Source organism: Paramagnetospirillum sp. (assembly GCF_058402745.1).
In genome coordinates this window covers 137,632-158,048 of the sequence record NZ_JBZVFI010000003.1, presented here as the reverse complement: position 1 = coordinate 158,048, position 20,417 = coordinate 137,632, and the positions used below count along the sequence as shown (strand labels likewise).

At 68.2% G+C, this 20,417-nt stretch carries 13 protein-coding genes; 5 read left to right on the top strand and 8 right to left on the bottom strand.

The features are described 5' to 3' along the window. Positions 1–3 precede the first annotated feature (3 nt). Entirely contained in the window at positions 4–555 is a 552-nt protein-coding gene (locus ACV4UZ_RS01625) for a cytochrome c oxidase assembly protein (protein ID WP_491599206.1), read from the top strand. Continuing rightward, positions 552–1,367, top strand: coding sequence for a cytochrome c oxidase subunit 3 (locus ACV4UZ_RS01620; protein WP_491599205.1), 816 nt, complete (start codon positions 552–554; stop codon positions 1,365–1,367). Before ACV4UZ_RS01625 ends, ACV4UZ_RS01620 begins: the two co-directional genes overlap by 4 nt. 108 nt (positions 1,368–1,475) lie before the next feature. Here ACV4UZ_RS01620 and ACV4UZ_RS01615 read toward each other — a convergent pair whose 3' ends face one another. The 4 genes from ACV4UZ_RS01615 to ACV4UZ_RS01600 all read right to left on the bottom strand — a co-directional run bounded on the left by ACV4UZ_RS01615 (position 1,476) and on the right by ACV4UZ_RS01600 (position 6,408). Beyond that, the gene (locus tag ACV4UZ_RS01615) at positions 1,476–2,669 is read right to left on the bottom strand and encodes an EAL domain-containing response regulator (RefSeq protein ID WP_491599204.1); all 1,194 of its coding nucleotides are present in this window, start codon (positions 2,667–2,669) and stop codon (positions 1,476–1,478) included. Next, positions 2,666–5,260, bottom strand: coding sequence for a PAS domain S-box protein (locus ACV4UZ_RS01610; RefSeq protein ID WP_491599203.1), 2,595 nt, complete (start codon positions 5,258–5,260; stop codon positions 2,666–2,668). The genes ACV4UZ_RS01615 and ACV4UZ_RS01610 overlap by 4 nt, the downstream gene beginning before the upstream one ends. Positions 5,261–5,368: 108 nt before the next feature. After that, a complete protein-coding gene (locus tag ACV4UZ_RS01605) occupies positions 5,369–5,608 on the bottom strand; it encodes a hypothetical protein (protein ID WP_491599202.1) in 240 nt (79 codons plus the stop codon). After that, the gene (locus tag ACV4UZ_RS01600) at positions 5,608–6,408 is read right to left on the bottom strand and encodes a tRNA1(Val) (adenine(37)-N6)-methyltransferase (RefSeq protein WP_491599201.1); all 801 of its coding nucleotides are present in this window, start codon (positions 6,406–6,408) and stop codon (positions 5,608–5,610) included. Before ACV4UZ_RS01600 ends, ACV4UZ_RS01605 begins: the two co-directional genes overlap by 1 nt. Before the next feature lie 95 nt (positions 6,409–6,503). On the opposite strand from ACV4UZ_RS01600, the gene ACV4UZ_RS01595 reads away from it, so the two are divergent. After that, positions 6,504–7,523 (top strand): polyprenyl synthetase family protein, encoded by a 1,020-nt coding sequence (locus ACV4UZ_RS01595; protein WP_491599200.1) that lies wholly within the window; start codon positions 6,504–6,506, stop codon positions 7,521–7,523. A gap of 5 nt (positions 7,524–7,528) precedes the next feature. On the opposite strand, the gene ACV4UZ_RS01590 is transcribed toward ACV4UZ_RS01595, so the two are convergent. Together ACV4UZ_RS01590 and ACV4UZ_RS01585 are read right to left on the bottom strand one after the other, a co-directional pair. Next, positions 7,529–9,052, bottom strand: coding sequence for a hypothetical protein (locus ACV4UZ_RS01590; protein WP_491599199.1), 1,524 nt, complete (start codon positions 9,050–9,052; stop codon positions 7,529–7,531). A 232-nt stretch (positions 9,053–9,284) separates the two neighbouring features. Then, a complete protein-coding gene (locus ACV4UZ_RS01585; RefSeq protein ID WP_491599198.1) occupies positions 9,285–10,265 on the bottom strand; it encodes an NAD-dependent epimerase/dehydratase family protein in 981 nt (326 codons plus the stop codon). Between the two features lie 202 nt (positions 10,266–10,467). Between ACV4UZ_RS01585 and ACV4UZ_RS01580 the strand changes: the two genes are divergently transcribed. Then, complete coding sequence (locus ACV4UZ_RS01580) at positions 10,468–13,911, top strand: indolepyruvate ferredoxin oxidoreductase family protein (protein ID WP_491599197.1); 3,444 nt, start codon at positions 10,468–10,470, stop codon at positions 13,909–13,911. Positions 13,912–13,949: 38 nt separating this feature from the next. Then, positions 13,950–17,552: a tetratricopeptide repeat protein gene (locus tag ACV4UZ_RS01575; RefSeq protein WP_491599196.1), complete on the top strand. Its 3,603-nt coding sequence runs from the start codon at positions 13,950–13,952 to the stop codon at positions 17,550–17,552. Here the strand turns inward: ACV4UZ_RS01575 and ACV4UZ_RS01570 are convergent. Both ACV4UZ_RS01570 and ACV4UZ_RS01565 read right to left on the bottom strand, forming a co-directional pair. Then, positions 17,547–19,076: a SpoVR family protein gene (locus ACV4UZ_RS01570; protein ID WP_491599195.1), complete on the bottom strand. Its 1,530-nt coding sequence runs from the start codon at positions 19,074–19,076 to the stop codon at positions 17,547–17,549. The two genes, ACV4UZ_RS01575 and ACV4UZ_RS01570, sit on opposite strands and share 6 nt — an antisense overlap. Beyond that, positions 19,073–20,389, bottom strand: coding sequence for a YeaH/YhbH family protein (locus ACV4UZ_RS01565; protein ID WP_491599194.1), 1,317 nt, complete (start codon positions 20,387–20,389; stop codon positions 19,073–19,075). Before ACV4UZ_RS01565 ends, ACV4UZ_RS01570 begins: the two co-directional genes overlap by 4 nt. Positions 20,390–20,417 lie beyond the last annotated feature (28 nt).

Here is a 20,417-nt window from a genome sequence, read left to right as displayed (position 1 = left end):
GACATGACCCGCGAACGCCGGACCAAGGCGACCCTGGCGGGGCTGGTGGTGATCATCGCCGCCATGGTCGGGCTGGTGATCGGCAGCGTGCCGCTCTACCGGGCGTTCTGCCAGTTCGCCGGCATCGGCGGCCCGCCCCGGCAGGTGGCGGCGGAGTCCTCCGCCCCCGCCGGGAAGATGGTGACGGTGCGGTTCGACGCCTCGGTGGCCAAGGGCCTGCAATGGCGCTTCGCCCCCCAGCAGCGCGAGATGAAGGTGCGGCTGGGCGAGGACAATCTGGCGGTGTTCACCGCCACCAACCTGTCGGACCACCCCATCACCGGCAACGCGGTGTTCAACGCCACGCCCGACAAGATCGGCAAGTACGTGGCCAAGGTCCAGTGCTTCTGCTTCACCGAGCAGACCCTGGAGCCCGGCCAGAGCGTGGACATGGTGGTCAGCTTCGTGCTCGACCCGGCCATGGAAACCGACGTCCACACCAGCGAGGTCGGCACGGTCACCCTGTCCTACACCTTCTTCAATGCCAACGTTTCTGACGAAAGAGGACGGTCATGAGCCACGCCCACGCCACTCCCCGCGCTTCGTCGCCCCCCCATCCCTTCCATCTGGTCGATCCCAGCCCCTGGCCGCTGGTGGGGTCCATCTCGGCCCTGGTGCTGGTTTACGGCGCCGTGGACTGGTTCCGCGACCATGGCCGCACCACGGTGATGCTGATCGGCCTCGCCATGGTGGCCTTCACCATGTTCGGCTGGTGGCGGGACATCTTCCGCGAGGCCCGCTCCGGCACCGCCCATTCCGAGGAGGTCTGCCACGGCCTGCGCATGGGCATGAGCCTGTTCATCGCCTCGGAGGTGATGTTCTTCGTCGCCTTCTTCTGGGCCTACTTCCACTCGGCGCTGGGCCTGACCCCCGGGCTGACCCAATGGCCGCCCGCCGGCATCCAGACCCTGGATACCTGGCACATTCCCTTCGTCAACACCCTGATCCTGATGAGTTCGGGCGTGACGCTGACCAAGGCCCATCACGCCCTGCGCCACGAGGACCGGGGCGCCACCAAGGCGTGGCTGGCGGTGACCATCGCCCTGGGGGTCCTGTTTCTGTCGCTGCAGGTCTACGAATACGGCCAGGCCATGTTCGCCTTCACCGACGGCATCTATCCGTCGGTGTTCTACATGGCCACCGGCTTCCACGGCTTCCACGTCTTCGTCGGCGTGTGCTTCCTCGCCGTCTGCCTGCACCGGGTGCGGGTGGGCGACTTCACTCCCGCCCGGCATGTGGGCTTCGAGGCGGCGGCGTGGTACTGGCACTTCGTGGACGTGGTCTGGGTGTTCCTGTTCATCTGGGTCTACTGGTGGGGCAACGGCTGAGGTTATATGTGTCCCTCAATCGCCGGGCGCGCGCCCTCAGCGCGCTTGGCTCCCGCGCCACAAGGCGCGCGGCCTCTTGGGCCTATGGGTCGTGATGCGCCAGGCTCATCACGACCCGGGCCAAATGAACGATCCGGCGGCGCAGGGCCGTCCCAGCAGATAGCCCTGCACCTCCTCGCAGCCGAGCTTTTCCACCAGATCCATCTGCTCCTCGGTCTCGATGCCCTCGGCCACCACCTTGAGGCCGAGGCGATGCCCCAGCTGGACCGAGCTTTCGACGATGGCCCTGGCCCCCTCCTCGGTCAGGGCCTTGGCGATGAAGGACTGGTCGACCTTGAGCTCGGTGAAGGGGCCTTGCTGCAGCTGCTTCAGCGAGGAGTAGCCGGTGCCGAAATCATCGATGGACAGGCCGAAGCGGCGCATGCGCAGCCGGGTCAGGATGTCCAGCTGGGCGGTGAAATCCCCGGCGAGCGCGGTTTCGGTGATCTCGATGGTGATCGAGTCCGGCGGAACGTCGTAATCGCGGGCGATGTCCACCAGGGCGTCGGGCAGGTCGAGATTGTGCAGCATGTGGGGCGACAGGTTGAGCGCCACCCGGGGCGACAGCCCGGCCTTGCGCCAGTCGCGGCAATGGGCCAGGGCCTGGCGCACCACGGAATCGGTCAGCCGGTCGATCAGCCCCTCGCGTTCGGCCAGCCCGATGAAGCGGTCCGGCCCCACCAGGCCGTGATCGGGATGAATCCAGCGGGCCAGCACCTCCGCCCCCAGGACCTTCCGCGTCCTGGCGCAGAATTTGGCCTGGAACCAGGGGACCACCTGCCCGTCGTCGAGAGCGCAGCCCAGGGCGTCGTTGTCGGGGCGATAGCGATCCGGGGCCCGCTCCACCGCGCGGGGACGGCAAGGAGCCCGGGCAGCGGCCAGAATGTCGTAGACCGCCGACAGCTCGCCCACTCCGAAGGGCTTGTGCAGGGCGCCCGCCACCTTGAGGCCGCGCGATTCCGCCAGCCGCCGCGCCGCCTCGATCACATCGGCGTCGTAGCCGCTCATCAGCACCAGATGGGCGCCGGAATTGTTGTCGGCCAGGAAGCGGATGATCTCGACGCCGTCCATCCCCGGCATGGCGAGGTCGAGGAAGATGCCGCGCAGATCCACCGAGTAGCGGCAGGCGAAATCCTCGAAATTGTCGCACCAGGTGGTCTTGAAGCCCAGGTCGGCCCCGACATCGGCGACGAACTCGCACATGTCGCGCTCGTCGTCGAGAATGAGCACCGGCGGCGGCGCAAGGGCGGAATCAGCGGTCATCTCTTCCTCTCCCGGTCGTCGAGGACCTTGCGCACGGCCCTGGCGATGTCTGCCTTGCCATAGGGCTTGGGCAGAATCTCGGCGTGGTCGTTCCTGTGTTCGATGGCATAGCCGGTAAAGCCCGAGGTGAGCAGCACGGCGCAGCCGTGGCCCATCTCGCGGGTCTTGCGCTCCAGGGTGTAGCCGTCCAGGCCGTGCGGCATCACCACGTCGGTGAACAGCAGATCGATGCCGGGATCGTCTCGCAGCAGGGCCAGCGCCTCGGCGCCATCGGTGCCGAGGGTGACGCGGTAGCCCAGTTCCGAGAGGAACGCGCCGGCGATTTCGGCCAGATGGGGTTCGTCGTCCACCACCAGCACGTGCTCGGAGCCGGTGGGCAACGGGGCGGCCGAGGGTTCGGCCCCCGCCTCGGCCGGGTCGCCGGACGATGCCTTCGGAAGGTACAGACGGAAGGTGGTGCCGCTCCCCGGCTCGGAATAGACCCGGATATGGCCGCCCGAGCGCTTGGCGAAGCCATAGGCCATGGCCAGGCCCAGGCCGGTCCCCTTGCCGCGTTCCTTGGTGGTGAAGAACGGCTCGAAGATGCGGTCGAGGATTTCCTTGGGGATTCCCGTGCCGGTGTCGCTCACCGATACCACCACGTAGCGCCCCGGCGTCATGTTGGGATCGGCGCGGCGGAACTCCGCGTCGATCTCCATATTGGCGGTCTCGATGATCAGCGTGCCGCCGTCGGGCATGGCGTCGCGGGCGTTGAGGCAGAGATTGAGCAGGCAATCCTCGAACTCGCTGCGGTTGATGTCGGCGGCCCAGGCTTCGGACGCCAGCCGGGTGCGCACCTCGATCATCCTGGTCAGCGAGCGCTGGACCATCTCCTGCATGCCGGAAATGGCCTCGTTGACGTCCGTCAGGCTCTTGCCCTGGGCCTTGGGGTCCTGGCGGGAGAAGGACAGCAGCCGCCGGGTGAGGTCGGCGCCGCGCCGGGCGCTGCGCAGAGCCGTCGCCACCCGCTTCATGCCGGTCTCGTTGCCCTGGACGGTGCGCTCCAGCAATTCCAGGTTGCCGGTGATGATGCCGAGCAGATTGTTGAAGTCGTGGGCGATGCCGCCGGTCAGCTGGCCGACCGCCTCCATCTTCTGCGAGCGGCGCAGCGCCGCCTCGGTCTGCTTCTGCTCGCTGATGTCGCGGATGAAGGCGGTGAACAGGCCATGGTCGGGCAGATGGGTGATGGTCAGTTCCAGCGGAATCTCGTGGCCATCGGCATGCAGGCCGTTCATTTCCAGGCGCTTGCCGAGAATGCCCGGCGCCTGCCCCGCCGCCACCCGCTCCAGCCCCCGCCGGTGCGCCTCGCGATGGGCTTCGGGAATGATCAGGTCGGCGATCTCCACCCCCAGGGCGTCGGCGGCCCGCCGGCCGAAGATGCGTTCGGCGGCCGGGTTGAACTCCACCACCATCCCCGTGCGGTCGATGGTGATGATGGCGTCCAGCGCCGCGTCGAGGATGCTGCTCTTGATCTGCTCGCTGGCCTCCAGGGCGCGGCGGGTGGCGGTGACGTCGCTGATGTCGCGGAAGGTGACCACGGCGCCGATCAGATCCCCGTCCTTGACGATGGCGGTCGAGCCGTAATGCACCGGAAAGCTCGATCCGTCCCGGCGCCAGAACCATTCGCCCTCGATGGCGCAATCCTCGCCGGTGGACAGGGTATGGGCCAGGGGGCATTCGCTGCTGGGATATTCACCTCCGTCGGGACGGGTGTGATGGATCAGCGGATGCAGGCTCCGGCCCAGCATCTCCCACGGGGCATATCCCAGCATGGTTGATGCCGCCGGGTTGACGAAGGTGACCGCTCCCGCCCGATCCAGGCCGATGATGCCCTCGCCCATGGAGTCCAGGATCAGATGGTTGTGCTCAACCGCCGCCTGATGGGCGTCGAATTCCTCGCGCAGGCGCCGCGCCATGGGCCGGAACACCCCGAACCACGACAGGATCAGCACGGCGATGACCAGGGACAGGCCGATGGTGAAGCCCTGGCGCAGCCGCGCCACGTTCTGGCGGCTCTCGTCCTGGTATTGCACCACCAGGCGCTCCAGCCCGGGCAGCAGGGAAAGACGCGACTTGTCGGCCAGCGCCTTCAATCGGGGCGAGGCCTGCCCCACCTCCACCCCGTCCGCACCGGCCAGGCGCCGCACATCGGCGACGAAGGCCGCCACCTCGGCATCCAGCGACGGCGTCCCGCCGAAATAGAGCCGCTCCATCTCGGCGGTCATGCCGCGCGCCTTGCCCTCGCCCAGCAGGCGGGCATGGCCCGCCCCCATCTCCGACCCCGCCTGGGCCAGCAGGTCGGCGAACATGGAGCGCTCGTCGGACGTCGAGGCCGCCGCCATCTGGTAGGCGAGAGCCACCGAACGCTGCGACAGCATGCGCTGGCGCCCCGCCACGTTGATCAGGGCTCCGTCCTCGGACAGATGGGAGATCACCCAGTCCTGCGACTGGTAGCCCGCCAGGGTCAACAGCAGCAACGCACCGATCACCGCGGCCTGGCGACGGTAGAGGCCTATCAGCAGAGCCTGCGCGCGATACCGCTTCTCCGGCACCCCATATCCTCCCCGATGGAGCGGCAAGGCCCCGTCGAGATGCCGGACCACCACTCCACACTATTCCAAATGGGATATTGAGGATGCCGGATTATAATTCAATAAGTATTAGTACGGGCAGTCTGACCGGCCGCATGACCGGGCCGTCCGCCCCGGCTGCCAGGTGCCGCAGACCCGGCACTCCACCATGGTTTCCGCCTCGGCGGCGGTGTCTCGCCCGGGAGAGCGGGGCGGAGCGACCCTGTCGGCCTGATCACGGCGGCGCAACTCGGCCTGCCGGCTGAGATAGCGGAACCCGAACCAGATGAAGGCGATGACCGCGACGGTGAGCAGGATCTTTCCGAACATCAGGTTTTATCCTCCACCCCACCCAAGGGGTCAAGGGCCTGCCCGCCGCGCAGGATGGCCTGGGCCGCGGGGGTGAACGCCCCGTCCCCGCCATGAAGCACGAGGCCGGGCAGCAGCCGCAGCGGCGAACGCACCCCCTTGCGGGCCGCGACGACCACCCGTCCGGCGGCCCGCTCCGCCTTGGGCCACAGGGGCAGGACGGTGATGTCGCCCACCCCCCTGCCCCGCAAGGCCGCCAGGATGTCGCCCAGGCGCTCGGCCCGGTGGATGAGGGTGAGCCGCCCCTTGGGCCGCAGCAGCTTGACCGCCGCCTTGATCCAGCCGGCGAGGTCCAGCCCGCCTTCCTGATGGGCCATGGCGCGCGAGGCATTGGCGGCCGGCGTGCCGCTGCCGCACTCGAAGAATGGCGGATTGCTCAGGACGTGGTCGTAGCCACCCAGCCCGGCCGGCGGCGCCGCCGCGTCGCCGCGATGGGGAATGAAGCGACCCTCCATGCCGTTGAGGACCGCGTTGCGCTCCGCCAGTCCGGCCAGATCCTCCTGCACTTCCAGTCCGTCCACCCTGGCCTCGGGGCAGCGGACCAGCAGGCACAGAGCCGCCGCGCCGACGCCGCAGCCCAGATCGAGAACCCGTTCCCCCGGCCGCGCCGGCACCGCCGCCGCCAGCATCACCGGATCGATGGCGGCGCGGTAGCCATCGCGGGGCTGAATCAGGCGCAGACGGCCGTCCAGCAGGCGGTCCTCGGTCGGCGTCTCGATGGATTCCATGGCGTCGGGGCTCTTGATCGGGGTGAAAGACATACGCAAAAGGCGATGTAAGCTTGACCGCCTTTCCCGGGCAACACTATGTTCGTCGCGCGGGTAGGCATGCCCCGCACGGGAGGAGTTTCGGCATCGTGGCGATCGTGGTCAATTTCGAGGACGAACGCGGTAGGAAGGCGAAGAGCTTCGACGCCCTTGTCGCCCTGGTCAAGGACGACCTGGAAAAGGTCAACCGCACCATCGTCGACCGCATGCACAGCCCGGTGGAGCTGATCCCCCAACTGGCCGGCCACATCATCGCGGCGGGCGGCAAGCGCCTGCGCCCGGTGCTGACGCTGGCCTCGGCCAAGCTGGCCGGCCATAGCGGCGACCGCCACATCAAGCTGGCCGCCTGCGTCGAGTTCATCCACACCGCCACCCTGCTGCACGACGACGTGGTCGATGAATCCGATCTGCGCCGCGGCCAGGCCTCGGCCAATGCCCTGTTCGGCAACAAGCCCAGCGTGCTGGTGGGCGATTTCCTGTTCTCCCGCTCGTTCGAGCTGATGGTCGAGGACGGATCGCTGTCGGTGCTGGCCATCCTGTCGCGCGCCTCCTCGGTCATCGCCGAGGGCGAGGTGCTGCAGCTGATCACCGCCAACGACACCGACACCAGCGAGGATTCCTATCTCGAGGTCATCCGCTCCAAGACCGCCGCCCTGTTCGCCGCCGCCTGCCGCATCGGCGCGGTGGTGGCCGACCGCCCCAAGGTGGAGGAGGAGGCGCTGGAATCCTATGGTCTCAACTTAGGGATCGCCTTCCAGCTCATCGACGACGTCCTGGACTATTCCGCCAAGCAGGCGGTGCTGGGCAAGACGGTGGGCGACGACTTCCGCGAGGGCAAGATCACCCTCCCGGTCATCCTGGCCTTCCGCCGGGGCGATGACGAGGAACGCGCCTTCTGGCGCCGCTGCCTCGAGGACCTGGAGCAGACCGACGACGATCTGGGCCGCGCCATCAAGCTGATGGAAAAGCACGGCAGCCTGGCCGCCACCATCGCCCGGGCCCGCCATTACGGCGAGATCGCCCGCGACGCCCTGGGCATCTTCCCCGACAGCCCGGTGAAGCAGGCGATGATCGACGTCATCGACTTCTGCATCGACCGGGCTTATTAGAAGCCTTATACGGCGGCGGCAAACCGCGTCTTGGGCGCCGGCAGCACGATGGCCGGGCGCGGAATGTCCTTCATCAGGCCGGGGCCGTTGACCATGTCGAAGCCGCCCTGCACCACGCCGCCGACCACCCGCCGGCGCCGGGCGCTCCACAGATAGCAGCCGATACCGTCGCGCGCCGTCTCTTCCTGGATGCGGGCCAGCACGGCGAGCAATTGCTCGTCGTCCATCTTCTCCTCGGGGCGCAGTTCCGACAGGTCGAGACCGACCTTGGACACCCCGATCTCGGCGGCCACCGACGTCCGATGGGACGACAGCCGGGTCCGCACCAGGACCTCGCGGCACAGCCCGCCGACGAAGGACACCACCGATTCCAGCTCGGGCGTGGTGGTGCCGTCGGGAATGTGGAAGATCTCGATCACCAGCCGGGTGTTGCGCGTGTCCTGGGTCAGGTCCGAGAGGGCGAAGACCACTCCCTGGCGCTGGTCCGAGGCCAAGGATTGCCACGACAGCGGCAGGATCACCGAGGGCTGCGGCACGCCGTCCTGGGCATTGCGGGCGGCGTTGCGGATGTCGCGCACCGCCGAGTTGACCACGAAGCGGTCGAGCGTGATGGCCGTCGCCACGTCGCCTTCGGGATAGGCCCAGCACCCCTCGATGGGATCCGCCTTGTCGTGGTCGCGGCGAACCACCCGGGCGCTGTAAGCCGAAATGGCCTCGCCCACCGCCACCCAGGTCGGGCGCCAGACCAGGGCCAGGGCCGCGCCGGGCGGAATGGGGCCGACGATGCTGGGATCGAGATAGGCCGCCGGCTTCTTCACGCCGGTGGCCTCGATGGTCTCCCACTGCATGTCCTCCTTGCGGAGTTCGGGGCCGCGATCCAGCGTCGCCCAGCCCTGAAGCGGGTCGTTGGCGGCCGGGCCGCCCTTCGCCACCTGGGTGGGCAGATAAGGCAGCCCGGTGGTGGAGACGCTGGCCCGCACCTCGGCCACCGCCGAATGGATGCGCCCGTGGATCAGCTCTCCGTCGGCGCCGATCGCCTCGGAAACGGGGATCTCCGCCGCCAGGGCCACCGGCCGCTCCTGGCCGCTCCCCTGCTGCTGGCCATAGAGAAAGCGCCCAAGCTCCTCGACCACCGCGATGGTGCGGCGCCGCGCCTCGTCGGGTGTCAGTTCGGGAAAGGCCAGGATCCAGCAATCCTCGCCATCGCGGCAGAAGGTGCTCCCCCGCCCGATGTGCCGTCGCACCACCTGATCGACGATGATCGCCACCTTGTCGGACAGTCGCGGCCATTTGTCGCCCACCGAATCGCGGTATTCGACCAGTGAAACCACATGCAGCCTGGCCTTGATGGAAGGATCGCGGGCGAGCATCTGCTCGAGCCATTCGGCGGCAGAATCCACGGAAGAGCGCGCGGTCGGCCGGGGAACCTTGCCCGCCGAGACATTGACCGGGGCAGGCTTGTCTTCATCCCAAAGGGTTTTCAGCGACTGAGCCAGACGAACCCATACATTTCCCATGGTGGCCGACATTCTGCCCTCCCGCCCATAGTCACATCCCATTTTGAATATACCTAAAAATACCTATAGCGCCAAGAAACAAACTTTGCCGACTATTGCCGCCATATTTAAGGAACGTCTTTCAACAGACATGAATGAATGCGGCGCCCGTGACGAATACCTGTCACAGGCGCAACCGCTGCCGAATTGCATATAGATTGGGATTGGGGGGCGGCTTGACCAGCCCCGCCCGGCGGGAAACCGCCTAAAGCCCGTGATACTGCTTGTACCACGCGATGAAGTTGGGAACTCCGACGCTGATGGGCGTGGTCGGCGCGAAACCGACGTCACGCTGAATGGCCGAAATGTCGGCGTAGGTTTCCTTGACGTCGCCCGGCTGCATGGGCTGGAAGTCGTAGGTGGCCTTCCTCCCCAGCGAGTTTTCCACCAGGCCGATGAAATCCATCAGCCGTTCGGAATTGTTGTTGCCGATGTTGTAGAGGCGATAGGGCGGCGTCTTGCCGTCATCGGCCGGCGGGTTGTCCAGCACGCCCACCACGCCCGAGACGATGTCGTCGATATAGGTGAAGTCGCGGCGCATGTCGCCGTTGTTGAACACCTTGATGGGCTGGCCGGCGACGATGGCGTCGGCGAACAGATAGGCCGCCATGTCGGGCCGCCCCCAGGGGCCGTAGACGGTGAAGAACCGCAGGCCGGTGGTGGGAACGCGGAACAGGTGGCTGTAGGAGTGGCTCATCAGCTCGCCCGAGCGCTTGGAGGCGGCATAGAGCGAGATGGGGGTGTCCACCCGGTCCTCCACCGAGAACGGCAGCTTGGTGTTGGCGCCGTAGACCGAGGACGAGCTGGCATAGACGAAATGGCGGCACTTGGGATTGGCGCGCGCCATCTCCAGCATCACCAGATGGCCTTCGATGTTGGAATGGGTGTAGTCGAAAGGAGCGGTGAGCGAATGGCGCACCCCGGCCTGGGCGGCGAGATTGATGTAGGCGGTCACGTCGGGATGGGACCGGGCCACCTCTCCCATGGCGCTCCGGTCGGCGATGTCGGCCTGGACGAACGAGAAGCCCTCGTGCCGGCGCAGATGCTCCAGACGGGTCTGCTTCAGCCTGACGTCGTAATAGGGGCTGAGGCAATCGACGCCGAGCACCCGCTCGCCGCGCGCCAGCAGGCGCAGCGAGGTGTGGTAGCCGATAAATCCGGCGGCGCCGGTAACAAGGATGGTCATCCCGGGAACCCTTCAGAGTCAGGCGCTTTCATATAGCTTGATCGGTGGCGGAAATCATCCCCCGTATTTCGTCATCGAACCGCAATTTCCTTGCCGTCCACGCGATCCGGCGTTGCGTTCATTGCTATTTTCGCCCGGGCTCTTTCCACCACGGGGCGCGGTCCTTACCTTCAAGGCATAGGGTCGCTTCGAGGCCGCCGCCATGACCGTCACCACCACCGTCACCTTGGACGACAAGTACCTGCAGCAGCAGGGCCGGGTCTATCTGTCGGGCATCCAGGCCCTGGTCAGGCTGCCCATGCTGCAGCATCTGCGCGATAGGGCCGCCGGGCTCAATACCGGCGGGTTCGTCTCCGGCTATCGCGGCTCGCCGCTGGGCGGCCTCGACAAGGAATTGTGGCGGGCGGCGGCCCATCTGGAACGCCACGCCGTGCGCTTCCAGCCCGGCCTCAACGAGGACCTGGCCGCCACCGCCATCTGGGGCACCCAGCAGATCGGCCTGTTCAAGGGACCCACCCATGACGGCGTCTTCGCCATGTGGTACGGCAAGGGCCCTGGCCTCGACCGCAGCGTCGACGTGTTCAAGCACGCCAATTCCGCCGGCGCCGCCCCCCATGGTGGCGTATTGGTGCTGGCCGGCGACGACCACGGCGCCAAGTCCTCCACCCTGGCGCACCAGAGCGAGCACGTCTTCATGGCCGCCCAGATGCCGGTGCTCAATCCCGCCGGGGTGCAGGAGGTGCTGGATTTCGGCCTGTTCGGCTGGGCGCTGTCGCGCTTTTCCGGCCTGTGGGTCGGCATGAAGGCCATTTCCGAGACGGTGGAGAGCTCGGCCTCGGTGACCATCGACCCCTGGCGCCAGCTGTTCGTCGCGCCGGAAGACTTCAAGATGCCACCCGGTGGCCTCAACATCCGTTGGCCCGACAAGTTCCTGGAGCAGGAACACCGGCTGATGGCGCAGCGCATTCCGGCGGCGCTGGCCTTCGCCAAGGCCAACCGCATCGACCGCACCATCATCGATTCGCCCCAGCCCCGCTTCGGCATCGTCACCACCGGCAAGTCGTATCTGGACGTGATGCAGGCCCTGGCCGACCTGGGCATCGACGAGCGTCATGCCGCCGAGATCGGCATCCGCCTCTACAAGGTGGGCATGAGCTGGCCGCTGGAGCCTTCGGGAATCCGCGCCTTCGCCGAGGGTCTGGACGAGATCCTGGTGGTGGAGGAGAAGCGGGCCTTCATCGAGGAGCAGCTCAAGGCCCAGCTCTACAACTGGCGCGAAGACGTCCGCCCCCGTGTGGTGGGCGAACACGACGAGAGCGGCGCCTGGGTCCTGCCCCCCTATGGCGAGCTGACGCCGGCCATGATCGCCCGCGTCATCGCCGCGCGCATCGGCCGCTTCTACACCTCGCTCCGGGTCAAGGAGCGCCTGGACTTCCTGGCCGACAAGGAGCGGCGGCTGGCCGCCATTCCCCAGGGCTTCACCCGCATTCCCTATTTCTGCGCCGGCTGTCCCCACAACACGTCCACCAACATCCCGGAGGGCAGCCAGGCCATGGCCGGCATCGGCTGCCACTTCATGGCCACCTGGATGGACCGCGAGACGCTGACCTACACCCATATGGGCGGCGAGGGCGCCACCTGGATCGGCCAGGCCCCCTTCACCTCGCGCACCCACATGTTCCAGAACCTGGGGGACGGCACCTACACCCATTCCGGCTCCCTGGCCATCCGCGCCGCCCTGGCCGCCAAGGTCGATATCACCTACAAGATCCTCTACAACGACGCGGTGGCCATGACCGGCGGCCAGCCGGCCGAATCCGCCTTCTCGGTGGCCGCCATGGCCGCCCAGGTCCGCGCCGAGGGCGTGAAGCGCATCGCCGTGGTCTCCGACGATCCCGAGAAGTACCCGGCGGGCAGCTTCCCCACCGGCACCACCATCCACCACCGCGACACCCTGGATGCCTTGCAGCGGACCTTGCGCGAGGAAAAGGGCGTCAGCGTCCTGATCTACGACCAGACCTGCGCCGCCGAGAAGCGCCGACGGAGGAAGCGCGGCCTGATGCCCGACCCGGACGAGCGCATCTTCATCAACGAGAAGGTCTGCGAGGGCTGCGGCGATTGCGGCGTGCAAAGCAATTGCGTCGCGGTGATCCCGGTGGAGACCGAATGGGGCAGGAAGCGCGCCATCGACCAGTCGTCGTGCAACAAGGACTTTTCCTGCGTCAAGGGCTTCTGCCCCAGCTTCGTCTCGGTCAAGGGCGGCCACATCCGCCGGCTGACCGGCCGGGGCGAGGCCGATACCGCCGCCCTGCCCGCCCCCATTCTTCCCGGCGCGGCCGAACCCTACGGCATCATCGTCACCGGCATCGGCGGCACCGGCGTGGTGACGGTGGCCGAGGTGCTGGGCATGGCCGCCCACCTGGAGGGCAAGGGCGTCACCTCGCTGGACCAGACCGGGCTGGCCCAGAAGAACGGCGCGGTGATGAGCCATGTGCGCATCTGCGACGATCCCGCCCGCCTGCACGCCGTGCGCATCGCCGCCGGACAGGCCCGGCTGCTGCTGGCCTGCGACATGGTGGTGGCCGCCGGCTTCGACACCCTGGCCAAGCTGAAGCCCGGCCAGTCCTCGGCCGTGGTCAACCGCCACGAATCCATGCCCGCCACCTTCACCCACGCCCCCGACCTGGACTTCCCGGCGCGCGGCATGGAGGACACGATACGGGACCAGGTGGGCGGCGACGCCGATTTCGTCGAGGCGACCCGTCTTGCCACCACGCTGTTGGGCGACGCGCTGGCCACCAACATGTTCCTGGTGGGCTATGCCTGGCAGAAGGGGCTGGTTCCGCTCACCGAGGCCTCCATCCTGCGGGCCGTGGAACTCAACGGCGCCATGGTGGACTTCAACGTCCAGGCCTTCCGCTGGGGCCGCCTCGCCGCCCATGACCTGGGCGCGGTCGAGCGCGTGGCCGCGCCGCCGGCGGGCGGCAACGACCATCGCCGCCTGTCGCAAAGCCTGGACGAGCTGATCGAACGCCGCGTCGCCCACCTGACCGGCTGGCAGAACGCCGCCTGGGCCGCCCGCTACCGCGCCCGGGTGGACCGGGTCAGGGCGGCGGAAAACGCCGTCCTGCCCGGGGCGGAGACTCTCACCGAAGCCGTGGCGCGCTCGCTCGCCAAGCTGATGAGCTACAAGGACGAGTACGAAGTGGCCCGGCTCTATTCCGACCCGGCCTTCACCGCATCGCTCAAGGAACAGTTCGAGGACTGGAAGCGGCTGGAAATCCATCTGGCGCCCCCCTTCATGGGGGCGGAAAAGCGCAGGTTCGGCCCCTGGATGCTGCGCCTGATGCCGCTGCTCGCCCGCCTCAAGGGCCTGCGCGGCACCGCCCTCGACCCGTTCGGCCGCAGCGAGGAACGCCGGCTGGAGCGCCATCTGATCGCCGAGTTCGAGGCCGCCGTCGAGACCATCCTCGCCCACCTCTCCCCCGACACCCACGCCCTGGCGGTGGAGATCGCCTCGGCGCCGCGGCGCATCCGGGGCTTCGGCCCCATCAAGCTGAAGGCCGCCGCCGAGGTCCGGGGGGAGATGACGCAGATGCTGGAGCGTCTCCGCGTGCCGCAAGACGATAGGCGGGCGGCGGAATAGCCCTTGATTCGCGCTCCGGGCCGGGTTTGACTTGGCCCATGAGCGAAATCGAAGACCTCGATCTGGAATTCGCCGACCTCTCCGAGCACGCGGCGGTCATCGAGACCCTGTGGCAGGACGCCGCCCAGGCGCGGCGCTATGGTGACATGGAGGCGGCGCTGGAGTCCTATCGCCGCATCCTGGCCCTCGATTCCTGCCATTCCGAGGCGCGCCTTGCCGCCGCCGAGACCAGCCGGCTGGCCGGACGCCCGCGCGACGCCCTGCGCTTCTGCCTGGAATTGCTGGAGATGGACCGCCAGCACCTGGGTTGCCGCCTGGAACTGGCGGAAACCCTGCGCCTGGTCGGCCAGCCCGACGATTCCCACGCCATCATCGACATCCTGCTGATGGAGCGCCCGGATTCCGTCGCCGTATGGTGCGGCCTGGCCCGCCTGCTGGCCGACGAGGGCCGCCTGGCCGGGGCCGAGGCCACCTTGCGCCGGGCGCTCCGCCTCAATCCGGGTCACGGCCCGGCCTGGGCGACGCTGGGCCGGGTGCTGGCCCGCAGGGGCGCGGGCGAAGCGGCGCTCGACGCCTTTCACGCCGCCGTCACCCTGGAGCCGGGGCAACCGGCCCATCACGTCGGACTGGCCGAAACCCTGATGGACCTGGGGCGCGTCGACGAGGCCGCCGCCCCCATCGCCCACGCCCTGGTGCTGGACGACGAGGACGCGCCGGCCCGCCTCGCCCATGCCCGCCGGCTGATGCTGGACGGCCGCATGGCGGAATCCTGGGAAAACGCCCAATGGCGCCACCGCCTGCCCGGCGCCCCCCGCCCGCCCCTGGGCGCCGTGCCGTGGGAGGGCCAGGACCTCGACGGGGCGACGCTGCTGCTTTATGCCGAGGCGGGACTGTCCGATACCCTGATGATGGCCAGATTCATTCCCGTCCTGGCCGGACGGGGGGCCGACATCACCCTGCTGGCCCAGATGGAACTGGTTCCGCTGCTGGAAAGGCTGGCCGGCGTGGCCCGCGTCCTTCCCCTGGGCCAAGCCCTGCCCGGCGAGCCGGACGCCCAATACGCCGCCGCCCTGGACGATCTGCCCCGGCTGCTGGGTGTCGAGCCGTCCTCCATTCCCGCCACGCCCTATCTGGCGGTGCCGCCTCGCCGCGTCCGCCGCATCCGGGTACCCGCCTCCACCCTGGTCAAGGTGGGCATCGCCTGGGCCGGCGAGCGTCCGGCGGATGGTCTGGATTTCGGGCGGGTGCTGGATCTGGCCACCGTGCCGGGAACCCTGCTGTTCTCGCTCGAGACGGGAAAGCGGGCGGCCGAGGCCCGTGATCTGGCCGATCCCGGCCTGATCACCGATCTGGCCCCCACCATCGCCGATTTCGGCGATCTGGCCGGGCGCATCGCCGAGATGGATCTGGTGGTGGCCGCCGACGGTCCCGCCGCCCATCTGGCCGCCGCCATGGGCAAGCCAGTCCTTCTGCTGCTGCCCCACGCCGCCCATCCCCGCTGGATGCGCGACCGGGACGATTCCCCCTGGTATCCCGGCATGTCCCTGCTGCGCCAGCCGGCGCCTGGACGCTGGGAGGCGCCGCTGGCCGAGGCGCGGCGGCGCATGGAGATGCTGGCCCAGCTGACCGCCGAGCGGCACGAACTGCTGCGCCGCCGCGCCACGGGCACCGACGCGGCCGTGACCGCCTTCCTGGCCGCCCACCTCGCCCCCGGCGACCTGCTGCTGGAGGTGGGAGCCGGCAGCGGCGATCATGTCTTCCGGTCCGTGGATCAGTGTCCCGATCTGCTGGTCATCGCGCTCGAACCGTCGCCGGCCGAGGCCGACATCCTGCGCGACAGCCTTGCCATCGCCGGGCTGGAGGAGCAGGTGGAGGTGATCGCCGCCGCCGCCGGAGCCGGGGAGAGCCATGCCCTGGCGGCGCGCCGGCCCCATGGCGGAGCGCGGGTCTTCGCCCTGCCGGCCTGGGTTCCCGCCGCCACGCCGGTGCGTCCGCTGGCCGCCCTGCTGGATGAACGGCCGCATCTGGGACGGTGCCGGGTGGTGGCCCGCATCGACCAGCGGGGATGGGAGGACGCCATCGTCGCCGGACTGGCGGGACGCGCCGCCATCCTGATCCTGGAACACCACGAGGGATCGGACGCGACCGACCGTCTGGCCGGGGCGGGATACACGCTGTGGCGCTTCCTCGAGGAGGTGGCCTGCGGCCGGCTGGTTCCCTTCGACGGAGCGACCGGCCCGGTCCTCGCCCTGGACGCGGATACCGCCCCCGCCGCCCATTACGGGCCGCCCGCCCTGCCGCCCTCGCCCGCCCTGGTCGAGGCCGAGGCGGCGCGGGCCGCGCGAACCGCCGCCCCCGGCCCCGCCCTGCAGGCGGCGGGACGGGTGGGCGAGGCCGCCCGCCTGTATGGCGAGGCTCTTGCCATCGATCCGTTCTCCCCCATGGCCAACGCCAATCTGGCGGTGCTGCAGCACATGGCCGGCAAGCACGAGGCGGCCATCGCCGGCTTTGTCCGCGCCCTCGGCCGCCCCGGCCACATGGCGATCCTCGCCAATCTGGCCGGGGCGCTGCGGCAGATGGGCAGGCTGGACGAAGCCGAGGCCCTGCTGGGCGAAGCCATCGCCGCCGGCCGGGAAAGCCCCGACCTGCTCTACAACCTCGCCAAGCTGCGCCGCGACCAGGGCCGCCTGTCCGAGGCCGAAGCCCTGATCCGGCGGCTGCTCTCCCGGTCGCCCGGTCTTCCCGGCCTGGAATGGACACTCGGCCAGATTCTGCTGGGCGCCGGCAAGCTGGCCGAGGGCCTGCCCCTGCTGGCCCGCCGGCCGGAACCGCCCGGACGGGCGCCCCACCTGCCGCCATGGGATGGCGGCGAGGTGATCGCCACCTCCCTGCTGGTGGAGGTGACGGGCGGCGTGGCCGATACCCTGCTGCTGGCCCGCTATCTCCCCCTGCTGGCGGCGAAGGGAGCGCTGGTCACCCTGGCCTGCCCCGACGAGCTGACGGCCCTGCTGGCCGAGTTGCCGGGAATCGAGCAGACGATGGGCGATGACGACCCCCTGCCGCCCTGCGCCTTACGCACCAGCCTCGCCGCCCTGCCCGGTCTGCTGGGGGTGACCGATGCCGCGCCCGGCTCCGGCGGCTATCTGGTGGCCGGACGCGGCCGCCGGGCCGTGCGCGACACGCGTCTGCGGGTCGGGCTGACCTGGAGCGAACGCAAGGGGGGCCGAAGCTGCCCGCTGGGAGAATTGCTGGTCCTGGGAGCCGATCCGGCCGTCGCCCTGCTGGGACTGGCCGAGGACGGCGACCTGGAGCGCATCGCCGCCGACGGGGCCGACGCCCTGGTGGAGCGCCCCATGCCCCAGCCCGCCGACCTGGCGGAGATGGCGGCGCTGATCTCGGGCCTCGACGTGGTGGTGGGCGGCGACACCGTCCAGCTTCATCTGGCCGCCGCGCTGGGCAAGCCGGTCATCGCCCTGTTGCCGGACGGCTTCAACTGGCCCTGGCCCGTGGGGCGCGAGGACAGCCCCTGGTATCCCACCGCCCGCGTCCTTCGCGCCGACGCGTCGGGGGACTGGCGCCCCGCCCTGCGCCGGGTCGCCGAGTTTCTGGCGGTGATGGCCGAGAAGAAGAAGCAGCTATAGCTCGGCCTGCGGCGCCACGTCCTCGTAGGTCTTCAGAACCACGTCGGTGCCGGTTTCGATCTCCAGCAGCCGCACCTCGTAGCCCCACAGATTGGCGATGTGGCGCAGCACCCGGATGGTCTCGGCCTCGTCCAGCATCAGGCCGTTCTCGACGAAATGATGGAGGATCAGGCGGCGGTCGCCGGCCAGGTCCACGTCGACGATCTGAATGTCGGGTTCCAGGTGGGCGATGTCGTAATTGCGGGCCAGGGCCTTCCTGACCTCGCGGTAGCCGCGCTCGTTGTGAATGGCCGCCACCTCCATGTGGGGGCTGTCCGACTGGTCGTGAATCTTGAACAGCCGCAGCTTGCGGATCAGGGCGGGCGACAGGTATTGCAGGATGAAGCTCTCGTCGCGGTAATCGGCCCAGGCCTGGCGCAGCGTGCCGTAAGTGTCCTTGTTGCCGGCGAAGTCGGGGAACCAGATCCGGTCCTCCTCGGTGGGCTCCTCGCACATGCGCTTGATGTCGTTCATCATGGCGAAGCCCAGCGCGTAGGGATTGATTCCGGAATAGCGCCGGTCGTCGAAATCGGGCTGGAACACCACCGAGGTGTGGGAATGCAGGATTTCCAGCATGGCCCCGTCCGACAGCATGCCCATCTCGTGCAGCCGGTTGACGATGGTGTAATGGGTGAAGGTGGCGCAGCCCTCGTTCATCATCTTGGTCTGCTTCTGGGGATAGAAGTACTGGCTGATCTTGCGCACGATGCGGATGATCTCGCGCTGCCAGTCGGCCAGCCTGGGCGCCAGCTTTTCCAGGAAATAAAGGATGTTCTCCTCGGGCAGGCCCAGGCGCCGCTTGCGCTCGGCCAGTTCCTGCGAGCCCATCTTGGCCGCCGCCTTCTTCGGCACGGTGCGCCACAGATCGTTGAACATCTGTTCCTGATAGGCGCGGCGTTCGGCGGCCCTTTTCTCCTCGTCGCGCAGGTCGGGGGTGCGCTTCCTGGGATATTTGTGCACGCCGTGGCTCATCAGGGCGTGGGCGGCGTCCAGCACGCGCTCCACCGCCCCGTGGCCGTGGCGCTCCTCGCACTTGGCGATGTAGCTCTTGGCGAATTCCATGTAGTCGAGGATGCCGCGCGCGTCGGTCCACTGCTTGAACAGGGTGTTGTTGGCGAAGAAGTGGTTGTGGCCGAAGGCGGCGTGGGCGATGACCAGGGTCTGCATGGCCATGGAATTCTCTTCCATGATGTAGCTGATGCAGGGGCTGGAATTGATGACGATCTCGTAGGCCAGGCCGCGCATGCCCTTGCGGTACAGGGTCTCGTCGCGGGCGAAATGCTTGCCGAACGACCAGTGCTTGTACATCAGCGGCATGCCGATGGAGGAATAGGCGTCGAGCATCTGCTCGGCGGTGATCACCTCGATCTGGTTGGGATAGGTGACCAGACCCATCTCGCCCTTGGCGATCTTCTCGATGGCGTCATAGGCGCGGCTCACCTTCTCGAAGTCCCAATCGGCGCCGGTGAAGAGAAGTTCGCTCATGCCCCCTCCTCCCCGCCCGACCAGGCGGCGTTGTCGCCCCGTTCCTTGGCGAACAGGTCGCGGAACACCGGAAAGATCTGGCTTCTGACCCGCACCCGGCGCATGGCGAAGTTGTCGGCGCTCTTGGCCACCTCCTTGTAGGTGCGCCACAGGTCGGAATCCCGGCCCAGCCAGTCCTTGTACTCGGCGCCCACCTCGATATAGGCGAAATACTGGGTGACGGGCAGGATCACCTCCTCCAGCAGCCCGGCGGTCTTGGCGTTGTCCGACGAGGTGTTGTCGCCGTCGGAAGCCTGGGCGCAATAGATGTTCCAGTCGGCCGGCGAATAGCGCTTGGCGATGACGTCCTTCATTTCCTCCAGCGCGGTGGACACCACGGTGCCGCCGGTCTCGGTGGAATAGAAGAAGGTGTCCTCGTCCACCTCCTCGGCCTCGTGGGTGTGGCGGATGAACACCACGTCCACGTTGCGGTAGCGCCGGGTCAGGAACAGGTAGAGCAGCATGAAGAAGCGCTTGGCCAGGTCCTTCATGTGCTCGGTCATGGAGCCCGACACGTCCATCAGGCAGAACATCACCGCCTGGGTCACCGGCTTGGGGACGTGCTCGAAGCGGGAGTAGCGCACGTCCAGCGGATCGATATAGGGAATGCGCCGCGACCGGGCCACCAGCCGGTCGAACTCCACGCGGAGCTGGGAGAGCCGTTCGGGGTCGGCGCCCGAGTCCTCCAGCGCCCTGATCTCGTCCTCCAGTTCCTTCAGTTCGGCAGGCTTGGGACGGTTGAGCGCGATGCGGCGCGACAGCGAGTTGCGCATGGTGCGCACCACGTTGAGATTGGCCGGCGAGCCGGTGACCGAATAGCCCGCCCGGGTCGGCGTGGTGGATTCGGTCTGCTTCAGCTTCTTCTTGACCAGATCGGGCAGTTCCAGGTCGTCGAGAAAGATGTCGAGGAACTCGTCGCGCGACAGCACGAAGGCGAAATCGTCCTGGCCCTCGCCATCGGGGCTGCCTTCCGAGCCGCCCCCCTCGCCGCCGTCCTGTTCCGGCTTCTTGATGCGGTCGCCCTCGACGAAATCCTTGTTGCCGGGCACCACGTAATCGCGCACCCCTCCCTCGCCCGCCCGGCGGAAGCTGGGTTCGCGCAGGCCGTCGGCGGGAATGCTGATCTTCTCGCCGTTGGCGATGTCCTGAATGGAGCGCGAGCCCGAGGCGTCGCGCACCGCCTTGACGATCTGGGCGCGGGCGCGGCGCAGGAACCTCTGCCGGTTGGCGAGGCTCTTGCCCTTGGGATTAAGGCGTCTGTCGATGATGTTCATCGGCCGCTTCCCTTGCCCTTTTTCCGTC

Excerpts from the sequence above, each read along its gene's own strand:
- ACV4UZ_RS01615 (WP_491599204.1), bottom strand. The coding sequence starts at position 2,669 with ATGACCGCTGATTCCGCCCTTGCGCCGCCGCCGGTGCTCATTCTCGAC.
- ACV4UZ_RS01625 (WP_491599206.1), top strand. The coding sequence starts at position 4 with ATGACCCGCGAACGCCGGACCAAGGCGACCCTGGCGGGGCTGGTGGTG.
- ACV4UZ_RS01575 (WP_491599196.1), top strand. The coding sequence starts at position 13,950 with ATGAGCGAAATCGAAGACCTCGATCTGGAATTCGCCGACCTCTCCGAG.
- ACV4UZ_RS01570 (WP_491599195.1), bottom strand. The coding sequence starts at position 19,076 with ATGAGCGAACTTCTCTTCACCGGCGCCGATTGGGACTTCGAGAAGGTG.
- ACV4UZ_RS01580 (WP_491599197.1), top strand. The coding sequence starts at position 10,468 with ATGACCGTCACCACCACCGTCACCTTGGACGACAAGTACCTGCAGCAG.
- ACV4UZ_RS01565 (WP_491599194.1), bottom strand. The coding sequence starts at position 20,389 with ATGAACATCATCGACAGACGCCTTAATCCCAAGGGCAAGAGCCTCGCC.
- ACV4UZ_RS01600 (WP_491599201.1), bottom strand. The coding sequence starts at position 6,408 with ATGTCTTTCACCCCGATCAAGAGCCCCGACGCCATGGAATCCATCGAG.
- ACV4UZ_RS01590 (WP_491599199.1), bottom strand. The coding sequence starts at position 9,052 with ATGTCGGCCACCATGGGAAATGTATGGGTTCGTCTGGCTCAGTCGCTG.
- ACV4UZ_RS01605 (WP_491599202.1), bottom strand. The coding sequence starts at position 5,608 with ATGTTCGGAAAGATCCTGCTCACCGTCGCGGTCATCGCCTTCATCTGG.
- ACV4UZ_RS01585 (WP_491599198.1), bottom strand. The coding sequence starts at position 10,265 with ATGACCATCCTTGTTACCGGCGCCGCCGGATTTATCGGCTACCACACC.
- ACV4UZ_RS01620 (WP_491599205.1), top strand. The coding sequence starts at position 552 with ATGAGCCACGCCCACGCCACTCCCCGCGCTTCGTCGCCCCCCCATCCC.